General features: G+C 48.5%; 10 protein-coding genes. 2 read left to right on the forward strand and 8 right to left on the reverse strand.

The window, feature by feature from the left end; genetic code table 11:
- Window positions 1-64: 64 nt before the first annotated feature.
- Window positions 65-1,282 carry a sialidase family protein gene (locus tag VN105_RS18225; protein WP_325642960.1) on the forward strand — a complete coding sequence of 406 codons (1,218 nt, stop codon included), beginning with the start codon at window positions 65-67 and terminating at the stop codon, window positions 1,280-1,282.
- A 76-nt stretch (window positions 1,283-1,358) separates the two neighbouring features.
- Here VN105_RS18225 and VN105_RS18230 read toward each other — a convergent pair whose 3' ends face one another.
- The 8 genes from VN105_RS18230 to dprA all read right to left on the reverse strand — a co-directional run bounded on the left by VN105_RS18230 (window position 1,359) and on the right by dprA (window position 12,272).
- Window positions 1,359-1,523, reverse strand: a complete 165-nt coding sequence (locus VN105_RS18230) for a hypothetical protein (protein WP_325642961.1) — start codon at window positions 1,521-1,523, stop codon at window positions 1,359-1,361.
- A gap of 124 nt (window positions 1,524-1,647) precedes the next feature.
- The gene (locus VN105_RS18235) at window positions 1,648-2,403 is read right to left on the reverse strand and encodes an SDR family NAD(P)-dependent oxidoreductase (RefSeq protein ID WP_325642962.1); all 756 of its coding nucleotides are present in this window, start codon (window positions 2,401-2,403) and stop codon (window positions 1,648-1,650) included.
- Between the two features lie 32 nt (window positions 2,404-2,435).
- Window positions 2,436-4,262, reverse strand: a complete 1,827-nt coding sequence (locus VN105_RS18240; RefSeq protein WP_325642963.1) for a gliding motility-associated C-terminal domain-containing protein — start codon at window positions 4,260-4,262, stop codon at window positions 2,436-2,438.
- 166 nt (window positions 4,263-4,428) lie between these two features.
- A complete protein-coding gene (locus VN105_RS18245) occupies window positions 4,429-7,047 on the reverse strand; it encodes a PKD domain-containing protein (RefSeq protein WP_325642964.1) in 2,619 nt (872 codons plus the stop codon).
- Window positions 7,048-7,064: 17 nt separating this feature from the next.
- A complete protein-coding gene (locus VN105_RS18250) occupies window positions 7,065-7,856 on the reverse strand; it encodes an alpha/beta hydrolase (protein WP_325642965.1) in 792 nt (263 codons plus the stop codon).
- Complete coding sequence (gene lnt, locus VN105_RS18255; RefSeq protein ID WP_325642966.1) at window positions 7,837-9,450, reverse strand: apolipoprotein N-acyltransferase; 1,614 nt, start codon at window positions 9,448-9,450, stop codon at window positions 7,837-7,839. Before lnt ends, VN105_RS18250 begins: the two co-directional genes overlap by 20 nt.
- A gap of 109 nt (window positions 9,451-9,559) precedes the next feature.
- Window positions 9,560-11,032 carry an IMP dehydrogenase gene (gene guaB, locus VN105_RS18260; RefSeq protein ID WP_325642967.1) on the reverse strand — a complete coding sequence of 491 codons (1,473 nt, stop codon included), beginning with the start codon at window positions 11,030-11,032 and terminating at the stop codon, window positions 9,560-9,562.
- 109 nt (window positions 11,033-11,141) lie between these two features.
- Window positions 11,142-12,272 (reverse strand): DNA-processing protein DprA, encoded by a 1,131-nt coding sequence (gene dprA / locus VN105_RS18265; protein WP_325642968.1) that lies wholly within the window; start codon window positions 12,270-12,272, stop codon window positions 11,142-11,144.
- Between the two features lie 78 nt (window positions 12,273-12,350).
- Between dprA and VN105_RS18270 the strand changes: the two genes are divergently transcribed.
- Window positions 12,351-13,151, forward strand: a complete 801-nt coding sequence (locus VN105_RS18270) for a 5'-nucleotidase, lipoprotein e(P4) family (RefSeq protein ID WP_325642969.1) — start codon at window positions 12,351-12,353, stop codon at window positions 13,149-13,151.
- Window positions 13,152-13,234: the final 83 nt, after the last annotated feature.

Consider the following 13,234-nt stretch of genomic DNA (forward strand, 5'->3'; position numbering starts at 1 on the left):
GTAGGCCCGCGCCAGACTTTTAACTTTGGCGTGGCGTATACATTTACCGGAAAAAAATAAACAGATGAAGCAAGCAGCAGTATGGATAGTAATGATGATGGTATTCGCCGGATGCAAGCCGCGCACGTTACAACCAGGTAAAGCCCTGGTAGTATCGCATGAAGGGAAGGATGCTTCCTGTCCGTATCTTACAAAAGATACGGAAGGCCGGCCGGTGCTGAGTTGGGTGGAAACAACCCCGGGCGCTGATACCGGTTTGATGTATTACGCGGTATCTAACGATGATGGATATACGTTTTCTGAACCGGCAGTTATCCCTGCTTCTTCAGGGGTATACCCGCATGATGAGAATTTACCTAAACTGCTGTTTAAACCAGGCGGCACTGTGATAGCCCTCTTCGGGATGGAAGCCAATGATCCGCGGAATAAGTATGCAGGCAAAGTGATGTATACCCAGTCGTTTGACGACGGGAAAACATGGCAGGCAGCCGTGCCTATGGTAACTGATACTGCGGGATACGACCAGCGGTATTTCGATATGGCGCTGTTACCGGGAGGAGAAGCCGCCGCTATCTGGCTGGATAACCGGAAAGATACCAGTGCAGAAGGCTCCACGCTTTACTTTGCCACCACCCGTGGGCGCGGTGGTTTTCAAAACGCGGCGCCCATCGCCTCCACCGTTTGCCAGTGCTGCCGTACTAAAATGTATGTAGCGGAAAATGGCGATATCCATCTGGCTTACCGCGATATCATCAACGATTCTATCCGCGATATGGTACACCAGGTGTCTGTTGACGGAGGCCATACTTTTTCCAAACCGGTGCGTATCAGTGCTGATAACTGGGTGGTGAACGGCTGCCCGCATACAGGCCCCACACTCACCGCTAACAGTAAGGGCCTGCACTTTGCATGGTTTACAATGGGCGGCGGGCAAGGCGCTTTTTACTGCCGGTCGGCAGATAACGGTAACACCTATACGCAAAAGGAATCACTAAGCAAATCGCCCATGGCAAAGCATCCGCAAATGGCTACCATTGCAGATCAGGTGCTGGTGGTATGGGACGAACCGGTAAAGTGGAAAAACGATTTTAACAGCCGGGTTGGTTTTCAGTATAAAGCAGCAGATGGAAAAACGAAAGAAGCAGGGATCCTTACCGCCGATAGTACTTATGCTAATTTCCCGGTGATCAGCGCAGTAAAAACCGGTAAAGCACTGGTGGCGTATAAGAGAAGAGCGGGGGATAAAAGCGAAGTAGTGGTAAACCTGTTAAGTATGCCGTAACATAATTTTGGGATTTAGTCATTTGTTTCCTGTTTAAAGAATCAAATCACTAAATCCCAAAATTTAAAAACTTGTTTCAGCTGTAACCCAACGAAAAGCCTTTTTGTCCGGCCCAGTCTTTACGCGACGATGCCCAACGGCCATAATTGCCTTTCCGGGAATTACCGAAATAAAAGCGCCATCCTTCTTTCCACCGGGGATAGTACAGACGCAGCAAATACACAGTCATAAATGTAAGCATAGGGATAGGTTTTCATGATCAGGATAGTCCGGCATAGATCTTCTGCAAAAATATATATACAGAAAATATATAAATGTTTCCAAATATAAAAACTATCCGCAAGCCATGAAATCACACCTATGTGTTATTTTTTATCTATGTAATAAGCGTTGGCCTGCTGTAAGGGGGTGAGTACCAGGTCATTGATACAAACATGTGGCGGCAGTGAGGTACAATAATATACTACATCGGCCACATCCTGGGCGCTCAGGGGAATAAATCCTTTATACACCTCTTTCGCTTTATCTTCATCTCCTTTAAATCTTACCAGCGAAAATTCGGTTTCCGCAGCGCCGGGATGAATAGCGGTTACCTTTATCCGGTATGGCAGCAGATCAATGCGCATACCCTGGGAAATAGCATCTACTGCCGCTTTGGTGGCACAGTATACATTGCCCTTGGCATAAACCAGTTTGGCCGCAGTGGAGCCGATATTGATAATATGTCCGGTGGTCCGGGAACGCATCCAGGGAATAACCGTGCGCGACACATACAGCAGCCCTTTCACATTGGTATCTATCATGGCGTCCCAGTCATCTGTATTGCCTTCGTCTATGGTGTTTAAACCGGCCGCAAGCCCCGCATTATTCACAAGGATGTCAATTTTGCGCCAATCTTCCGGAATAGTGCCTAAAACAGCTTTTACTTCTTCCTCTTTTCTTACGTCAAAATTCAATGCCAGTACATTGATACCAAATTCCTGCGTTAGCTGGGTTTGCAATGCTTCAAGCCTTTCTTTCCGGCGCCCGGTAATGATCACATCATAACCTTTACCGGCATAAGTAGTAGCGCAAGCCTGACCAAAACCGGCAGTGGCGCCGGTGATAAGAACAATTCCCATGAGCGGTTATTTTTTGTGCAATTTACTAAGGATCAGCGGATCAACGTAACGGTTCCTTTTTTCATGATCTCCTGCCCGTTGAAATCGGTGCCCTGCAGTATCCATATATAGGTGTCTACAGGAGCAGGCGCTCCTTTGAAAGTGCCGTCCCACCCGGTGCGAAAATCGGTGGAAGCATAAATTTCCGTTCCCCAGCGGTTGAAGATCCGGAAAAATTTGTAGGTGGTGATGCCTACGGGAATAAAGCGGAAGTAATCGTTCAGCCCGTCCCCATTGGGAGAAAACGCATTGGGGACATACATTTCAGGCCCCGTGTAATATTTTACATGCACGGAATCGTACCCGAAACAACCCTGCTGATTGGATACGCGCAACGCAAAAGAAATATCCTTGTTATAGTTAAGCACCGGCTGCGCAATGTTGGGATTGCTAAGCCCGTCTGTCGGGGACCATGAATAAAAATCACCACCGCTGCCCTGCATTACCATTTGCTGTCCTTTGGCAAGAATGGTGTCGTTACCGGCGTAAGGATTCACTTCATAGATGCGCAAATTCTTGCTGATGGTTTTTACGCATTGCTTATCCGTTAGCAGGGTGAGCGAAATCGTATATACGTCGCCTTTAGGGAACACATATCTCATGGCGCGTTCTGCGCCCGGGGTTACCACGCTGTCCAGCATGCCAAGGTCCCAGATATGCCCGGTAATATTTCCATACACATAAGAGGAGGTATCAATGAACTGGATGGGATCGCCCTTGCAAATGCCGGTGCTGGTAAAGCCCGCCGTTAATCCCGGGTAATTGAATACCTTGCCTTCACTGCTGTCTGTACAGGCCAGCCCTGGATTCACCACCATTTTTACTTTATAAACGCCGGTATCAGGATATTGATGATAGAACATTGTTTGGGCGTCTGTGAGTGTATCGGTACCATCGCCAAAGGTCCAGTAATAGGTAGAGGTATAACCGGCTACACTGGAATTGCTGATAGGAACATGTAAAGAAGGGTCTTCTGTACAGTTATTCAGCACGGATGGAAAAATAGCGGTAATCTTTGTCTGGCAGTTAAATACGGTCAGCAATATATCCTTACTGTGGGTACCCAGGAATTGTTTGGTAACCGGGTCGTATTCATTTACGCATACGGTTACCACATACTTTCCCGGCCGGTCGGGTGTACAGGTGATCAGCCCTTTGGGGGAAATGGAAATACCAGGATTGCCTCCCATGGGATTGCTGCCCGAGTAAGGAGGTATATAACTCACGGTAGAATTATAAGGAGGTGGGGTAGTGGAATTGCTTTCATTGGCATTGGAGCCGTCTGTTAATGCGCTGCAGAGATTATAGGTCAAACTGTCGCCGTCTTCATCATAAGCGGCATAATCCAGTTGAAACGGCATGGCATTGCAGATAACAATGGCCGTATCCCGGTCAAAATACGCGCTGTTATTATTGGGCCTCGATTCTATCCCGGGAATCACGGTGTAATACGTAGAGCCTTCATGCTCCGAATCATAAATGTTACTTAGCTTTTCGCCCCGGCAGCATCGCTGGGAGGAAACATAATACCCGCCGGCAATTGGCGGCAGTTCAATGGTGGCGGTATAAAATGCCACTTCAAGATGTTGCGCCTGCGGGGCAAGGCAGGGATTTTTAAGTGTATCTATCAGCGGACGGGTAAAAGCAATGTAGAGGTAAACAGCCGATAAAACTTTGGAGCCATTGGAACTAAATACGTTGGCAGTAACCGGGTTCTCAAATCTGTCAATACAACCCTGACGTTCGCCACAGGTAAAATCTGCGTCGCGGTATAACTTGAGAGTGATGAGATAACGGTAGCGGGAGTTATCTTCAGTCATTCCTAATGTTTTATAAAAAATTTCGCCACCAATGATATGATATCCAGCCGCCAAAACAGGGAACAAACAGCAGCTCAATATCATTAAAACTGCGCTCTTCATGATGGGGGATACTGCTCTCTGAATTTAACAAAAAAAGCGCATATCCGGTTCAATCCGGCCAACTTTATCTTACAAGTGTGACGGTCCCTTTACGTTGCACGGTATTATTGTTAATATCTTTTCCCTGAACTACCCAAACATAGGTACCCACTGCAGCAATACTGCCGTTAACAGTGCCATCCCATCCCTTCAGATAAGCCGTACTTGAAAACATTAACTTACCCCAGCGGTCAAACACACGGAAGAACTCCATCTGCACAATACCTACCGGCAACGGGCGGAATATATCATTCAGACCATCTCCGTTAGGAGAAAAAGCATTAGGGATATATATATCAGGTCCTTTTATAAAGCGTACAAAAATGTTATCTGTACCGGAACAACCTTCCTGCGTATAGGCGGTAACGGTATATGTAATATCACGGTTATACGTAGTTACCGGATTATAAATATTACGGCTGTTTAAACCGTCCGGCGGGCTCCAGGTATACCGTACACCACCGGTAGCATTCAGCTGGAATGGCGTGTTCAGCATAATAATGGTATCGTTGCCGGCAAACGCATTTACCTTGGGCACCACTTTTACCAATGCTGTGGCAGTAACCGGTTTGGGGCATCCCAGTGTATCCGTTACCGTTACTGTGAACAAAGTAGTATCCGGCGGACGCGCCAGCGTAACAGCGGACGTTGATTTATCTACATAAAAGGCAGGCGACCATTTATAGTAGGCGCCGCCGGTGGCGCGCAGCGTAAGCGGAACACCGAAACAAACAGTGGTGTCAGGAGCGGCTGTTGCCCTGGGTGGATCCACTACTTTTAGTGTAACGGTATCGGCCGAACGGCATTTTCCCAACGCTACCTGTACCTCATAACTTTGTTTGGGCGGCGAAGGCGTTACATATGCATCCGCCAGTGTGGATACTACCTGGTTGCGGTCAAGGTCGGTCCACCGGTAAGTATAAGCCCCGTCGGTAACAGCTGGCAAATGCACTTCATCACTGGTGCACACGGTGCTGTCGGAAATGGTTTTCACACGGATGGTATCTCTCACATCTACCTTAATATCCTTGAAATTGGTACAACCCTGTGTATCCGTAAACGTTACTTTATAAGAGGATGATTTGGGAGGATATACAATGGCATTGGGTGTAGTGGGATTCAGGATGAAATAATTATCAGGCGTCCATGCGTAAGTGCCCGGAAGTGTACTGGTGGCCCACATCTGCAGGCTGTCTTTTGCACAAAGCAATGTATCGTTAGTGGCGGTGAAGGGCGGCTTATCATAAATCACCAACGGCCTGGTGATGGTTTGCTCGCATCCTTTTATATTCCTTGCCAGCAGCTTTACATTATAGGTGCCGGGTGTTTTGTAGATATACTGTGGATTGGCGAGGTTAGACGTATCGCCGTTACCGAAATCCCATTTATAATAGTCGATGGCGCCGGCATCAGATTGTGTAGATGCAGAGTTGAACCTGGTTTCTTTATTAACACAGGCGCCGGCAGTGGTGAAAGCAGGCTTAAATACCGGGTACGCATATACGGTGGCAAAGGCGCTGTCGCCGCAATTGCTGGCTTTATCCACATACAGCTTTACGGTGTACGTGCCCTGGCTTGCATACGTATGCTGAATAGGATCCGCGCTGTTGGTATCAAGCGTGGTACCATCTCCAAAATCCCAGTGGTAGGGCTTTCCAAGCGTACTGTTGTTGGTGAAGGTAATGGTTAAGCTGCTGCAGTCTGCATACTTTTCAGGCATGGCGGCAGTGGCCAGTTTCACACAGGAAGTGATGTTGATGTGAAAGTCTTTCCGCAACGTACCGATCTTCTGTCCCTTGCGGAATTCATTTACACAAACGGTTACCACGTACTTACCTGCTGCCGGCGCTACGCCGGAAATAATGCCGGTGTGCGGATCTATGGTAACGGTAGATCCCAGCGGACTGCTGCCGCTGAAGGGCGATACATAGCTGGCGAAGCTGTAGGGGGGCGCTGCTGCTGCAGGCGGTATATCTCCTTCGCTGGTTTGGCCGCCTTTATAGGCATCGCAGAACTCATAGCTGAGGGAATCTGCATCAGGGTCCGTAGCCGAAAAATCATACGTAAATTTCTTATCGGAGCAAACGAGGGTAGCTTCTTCTTTATTAAAAACGGGGCTTGAGTTATCGGTAGCGCCGGAATTGCTGCCGGGTATATCTGCATAGTAGGTGGCGCCGGTGCCAAGGTCGCCGGGACGGCCGCCGGGAATAGGCTCTGCCACTATGTTCTCCATGTAGGGATCACGGCAGCAGCTCTGGAAAGCAATGGTATAACCGGAGGTGTTCACCGGAATGGAAATAGTAGTGGTGTAAGTGCCTATCTGGTAACAGATCACCGGCGGATTAACGATGCATGGATCAATTTTGGCAAGGGTTTTTACTTCAAAATCGGTTCGGTTAATCGCGTACCGGTCTATTGTCCGGTAATCGCCCCTGTCGAAAGAGGTGAGTATCACACCGCTGGGCATTTTGGCAATACGTTCTCCATCACCGCAAATGCGGTATAATTTCAGTGTGATGGAATATTGAAGCATATTCCCGCTTTGCCCGAGATACTTATAGTACACCTGTCCGCCTATAATATGACTGGCCTGCGCCACCAGGGGGCACACCATGCATAGCAGGATGACAAGCAATTTTTTCACAACATGTATGTTTTAGATTATAGTTGACAAAACGCTACAAACTGTTCCAATATCACATTGCTCTCTTCAGCGATTTCCCACATTCCCATGTGGCCCACGTTTTCAAAAATATGTATACTGCCTGTTGCCGGTAATGTTATTTGCGGCAATATATTATCCAGTGGCACAGCATTATCATCTTTCCCGATCATAAATAATACCGGCGCCCGGAGGGTTTTCAATACTCCGGTTCTGTCCGGCCTTTTTGCCATTGCTTCGTAATACGCTACCAGGGCGGGAAGCTGGCATTCCATGCCCATTTTTACATAGGCATCCACTAATTCGCTGTGTTTACTTTTGGTAGCGGGGCTGAACATATTGGGCAATGTTTGCCGTAAAAATGTTTCTGCACCGTATTGTTCCATCATACGGATGGATTTGCGTCTTCCTTCCTTTTTCTCTTCACTGTCTGCTTTGCCGGTGGAATGAAAGAGGCCCAGTCCTTTCAGCAGCGCCGGGTATTTTTCTGCCAGTGCCAGTGCAATATAGCCACCCATAGAGTGACCGATAATAACTGCTTCACTGATATTTTCTGCTAACAGGATGGCATATACGTACTCCGCCATAGATTCAATGGTAAGCGGAGTGGTAAGGGGCGATAACGCGGTGCCGGGCAGATCAGGGATAATAATCCGGTAATGCTTTTTTAAGGGTGTTATTTGGTTGTCCCAAAGCGTTGCATTTTCTGAAAAACCGTGTATAAGCACTATCGTTGCACCCTTGCCTTCGTCGAGCCAGGTGATGTTTCCGTTATTGATTGATTTCCGCATGTCTTAAGCCGGGAATAAATCGTGAAATAAAAGCATGTACCACTAACAAGATACAAAATATTAGTGCTGCTTTCGAAACCAGATCACCATTTTTTACATAGAACGTAATACCTGCCTCCGGTGTTACAGTTGCTTTAAAAACAGCTTCTTTCCAATAGGGTTGCGGCTGATGCACATTTCCTGCGGGATCAATGACGGCGGAAATACCGGTATTGGCGCACCGGGCTATCCATCGCCGGGTTTCAATGGCCCGTATACGCGCATATTGTAAATGCTGCCGGTGTCCTTCGGTGTTTCCCCACCATCCGTCGTTGGTTATAATGACTAATAAATTAGCGCCTGGTTTAATATGGGTAGCCATATAGTTGCTGAATACCGATTCGTAGCAGATCACGGGGAACACGTTGATACTGTCCTGCGGATTGGTAAACATTTCTACCCCCGGCACCCTGCCGTAACTGCCGGTAATACCACCAAAATCCAGCGCCACGCTTTGCATAAACGAGAAATAGCCTACATAGGGCACCAGTTCGGCGCCGGGCACCAGTTCATACTTATGATACACCTGGATGTTACGGGAAGTATCTACCTGGATAGCGCTGTTATAGGCATCCCAGCGGGTGCCGTCGTTCATGGTTCTGGCGGTAGCCGGTATTTCATCGGTGGTGTTGTATCGTTTTGTGGTGGCCGCCCCGCTGATGAGTTTTGCCTTCGGATATTTTTGAAGCATTTCGCGGATAGCGATGATCTCCGGCTGGTAATTCAGTTCATGCTCCCAGGCGCCTGTTGGAAATAAGGCAGTTTCCGGCCATATAATGTAACGGGTATTGCTGTCTGCTTTTTCTTTTGTGAGATGTAAAAGTTTTCCAAGCTGCTCCATCGCCGATCCTGCGCTGAACTTTTCATCATAAGGATCAATGTTCGGCTGCACAATTACCACTTCGGTTTTCTGTGCAGCATTATCTGCGGGCGCGGTGGTGAAAGCTGAAATGAGCAACGGTAATCCTATTACCAGCAACGGTTTCCAGCCTTCTCCCAGCAGGAGCTGCTTCCACGTAAAATCGTATAGGCGCGCCCGTTTCCATACATTGTAGATCACAATATTCACCAGCAACACCCAGAAGGTACCGCCGCTGGTACCTGTATATTCATACCACTGGATCCATCCCGGACGCAATGCAAATGCATGGCCCAGCACCAGCCATGGCCAGCTAAATTCCCAGGTTTGATGAATGTATTCAAACGTTAACCAATATACGATCAGTGCAAAGTAAGCTACTGCTTCCGGCAGCTTCCGCCTGGTGTTTTTATACCCCAGCCAGGGAATACTCATCAGCAATGCATTGAAGCAATTGGCAAACACACCGCTCAGCGGGAGGGTAGTATTACCCACCCACCAGGTAGACGCCACATTCCAAACAAGGAAAGCCAGGAAAAGAAGGCCGAAATATTTCCAGCGGTGCTGCACTTTATCACTGATGTACAACAGCGGCGTAAAAGCAATGAAAATGAGCGGGGTAAGCGGCATGGTAGGCCAGGCAAGCCAGCAGATCAAACCACTCAGGATACTCAACAACAGGTAAGGCTTCTTCATGTAGGAATTGCAAATTATGAATGACGAATTATGACGAAGATAAGCGCGGAATCACTGAAAACAAAAACGCCCGGTACTTGGTACCAGGCGTTTATATCTGAAGTGTTGCTTATCTGCTGTAGTTAGGTGCTTCCTTCGTGATCACCACATCATGCGGGTGGTTTTCCTTAACAGTAGCTGCGGTAATTTTTACAAACTGCGCACCCTGTAAGGCTTTAATATCTTTGGAACCGGTGAGGCCCATACCAGCCCGTAAACCGCCCACAAACTGCTGTACTATTTCAGACAGCATGCCTTTGTAAGGAACACGGCCTACGATGCCTTCCGGTACCAGTTTCTTGATATCATCCTCATCCTGGAAGTAACGGTCTTTACTGCCTTCCTGCATGGCTTCAATAGAACCCATACCACGGTAGGATTTAAATTTACGTCCTTCGTAAATGATGGTTTCCCCGGGGCTTTCTTCCACACCTGCAAAAATAGATCCTGCCATGATGGTAGAAGCGCCTGCTGCAAGGGCTTTCACCATATCGCCGGTATAACGGATACCACCGTCTGCAATTACCGGGATACCCAGTTTCTTCAGCGCATCAGCAGCTTCCATTACGGCGGAAAGTTGCGGGAATCCTGCACCGGTAACAATACGGGTGGTACAGATAGAACCCGGGCCTACACCTACCTTTACGGCGTCGGCTCCTGCCTGTGCCAGTGCCAGCGCACCTTCTGCGGTAGCTACGTTACCGGCAATCACCTGCAGCTTAGGGAATGTTTTCTTTAATTTTTTCAGGTTGTTCAATACAGCAATGGAATGACCATGGGAACTATCCAGGCAAACCACATCCACACCTACATTGATCAGCGCCTGTGCGCGGTCCAGCAGATCGGGAGTGATACCCAATGCGGCGCCTACCAGTAAACGGCCAAATTCGTCTTTTACTGCGTTAGGGTAGCTGGTTAGCTGCAGAATATCACGGTAAGTGATCAGTCCTGCCAGTTTGCCCTGCTTGTTAACAACCGGTAATTTTTCGATCTTATATTGCTGGAGGATTTTTTCTGCCTTTTTCAGGTCGGTGCCTTCCGGAGCGGTGATCAGGTTTTCGCTGGTCATCACTTCTTTAACAAGGCGTTTTTTATTTTTCTCAAACCGCAGGTCCCTGTTGGTCAGGATACCCACCAGCTTGCTGTTGTCGTCTACAATGGGAATACCGCCGATACCATTTTCTTTCATCAGTCGCAGCGCTTCGCCGATGGTGGCATCGGCTTTCAGTGTAACGGGATCTATGATCATACCGCTTTCACTACGCTTTACACGCCTTACCATTTCGGCCTGCCGTTCGATGCTCATGTTTTTGTGGAGAATACCTATTCCGCCTTCCCTCGCCAGCGCAATGGCCAGTGTTGCTTCTGTAACAGTATCCATCGCTGCAGATACCATTGGTATGTTCAGGCGTATGTTTTTTGTTAATTGCGTAGAGAGATTTACTTCTTTAGGCAGAACTTCAGAGTAGGCCGGTACCAGGAGCACATCATCAAATGTCAGTCCGTCAGCTACAAATTTGGGTTTAGATTTTCCCGCAGGCATGATGCAACTATTAATCAGTTAAAAAATAATTGCACGCAAATGTACACCTAATTACCCAATAAATAAAATAATCACTCCGCACCGGGCCTCGCTCCCTGTTAATAAATCATTAACAAACCAGTTCGTAAAGCTGTCCAGGTAAGCTTCTCAGTACACTTTGCATCTCCAGGTTGAACACGGCGGTAGCTACCTGGCTGCCGGATAACCGGGTTTGCAGGTACAATTCTTCCAGGTGCCGCTGTGATTTTTCCCGGAAAAGCGACATGATCAGCTGTTCTTCTTCGCTCAGCTCGGGGAATAACCGGGTTTGCACTGCTGCTGTGGCGCCAGCACCTGTTTTTTCCTGCCAGCCCATTAACGCGAGTACATCCGCTGCACCGGTGAGCAGTGCTGCTTTATTTTGCCTGATCAGGTAATTACAGCCGGCTGATTGCGGATCATGCAGCCTGCCGGGAATACAGAACACATCGCGGTTATAACCATTGGCCAGGTCGGCGGTGATCAGCGATCCGCCCCGCATCCCGCTTTCTATCACAATAGTGGCGTCGCAGATCCCGGCTACGATCCGGTTCCGCTTGGGAAAGTTTTGCCGGTCGGGCGCCGTTTGGCTTGGGAAATCGGTCAGCAGGCCGCCCTGCTCCAGCATCTGCACGGCCACCTGCTTATGCGCCGGCGGATAGATCCGGTCCAGCCCGTGCGCCAGCACCCCTATAGTGGGGATCCCGGCTTTCAGGGCCGCTTTATGGGCAATAATATCAATACCATAAGCCAAACCGCTTACAATGCTCACCCCTGCCTCAGAAAGTCCCGTCACCAGCGATTCACAAACGCTCCTGCCATAGGCAGAGGGATGCCGGGTGCCCACAATACTGATCATCCGCGGGGCATTCAGCGAAGCATTGCCCCGGTAATACAGCATGGCTGGATTGTCGTAGCAATGAAGTAACCGCCTGGGATATGCCGGATCTGTACAAAATAAAGGTTGTATCCTGTACTTCTCCATAAAAGCTATTTCCTCTTCTATCCCGGTAAAATCACGGAAATTCCGAATGGCGCCCGCTCTTATAACGCCAACCGTTTCTATTCTTTCCAGCTCCTGCCTGCGGGCGTTGAAAATGTTCCCGGCACTGCCGAATTGTTCCAGCAGTTTCTTAATAGTTACATCGCCGATCAGGGGAATACGGGTTAATGCCAGTTGATACATCAGTTCCTGGGGCATAACAAACAATAATTTCCGCATAATTTACAATTTTCCCACGGCACTTTTTCTCCACAGCATGATTTATTTTTGCAGCTACCAACGGATATTTTTATGAAGATGAAATGGATACTGACAGGTGTAATGGCAGCGGGATTACTGGCCTGTAAAACTACCCGGCCGGTAGCAGAAAAAAGTACCGGGTCATCACTGCTTCCGGGAGGCCCTGCATGGGCTGCACTATGGCAGCAGCAATCCGGCGAATACAAAGCGCTGTGCCTCCAGGCGTACCAGCTGGCTGCTCTTCGCCTCAACCAGTATATTGCGGCCAAAGGAAGCAAACCACTGGCCGTAGTTACTGATATCGATGAAACGGTGCTCGATAACAGCCCTTACTCGGTACACCAGGCGCTGGCAGGCAAAACATACGATGATAAAAGCTGGATGGAATGGACCGCCAAAGCCGTAGCAGACACCGTTCCCGGTGCCCCCTCTTTTTTTAAATACGCCGCCTCCAAAGGTGTGAAAGTATTTTATATCACCAACAGGCTGGAAGCCGAAAGGGCGGTTACACTGCAAAATCTTCAGCATTACCAGTTCCCGGATGCCGACGATCAGCACCTGTTGCTGAAAACCACCACCTCCGGTAAAGAGCCCCGCCGGCAGCAGGTATTACGGCAGTACGAAATTGTAATGCTGTTTGGCGATAACCTCGGCGACTTCTCCGCCACCTTCGATAAAAAACCTTTTGAAGAAAGAAATACGGCTGCATTACAGGCGGCACCGGATTTCGGCAGCCGGTACATCGTACTCCCCAATCCCATGTATGGCGACTGGGAAGGGGCGCTCTACAATTTCCAGTACAAGCTTACCACCCCGCAAAAAGACTCCATACTGCGAAGCAGGTTGCGGAATTACTAGGTATTGAGCGCCTTCGGCGCTTGTTAAATTGTCTTGGAACACTGATTATGCTGATTATACTGATTAGCTTGATTTTGATTTTC

Source organism: Chitinophaga sp. (genome assembly GCF_035564935.1).
Taxonomy (GTDB): Bacteria; Bacteroidota; Bacteroidia; order Chitinophagales; family Chitinophagaceae; genus Chitinophaga.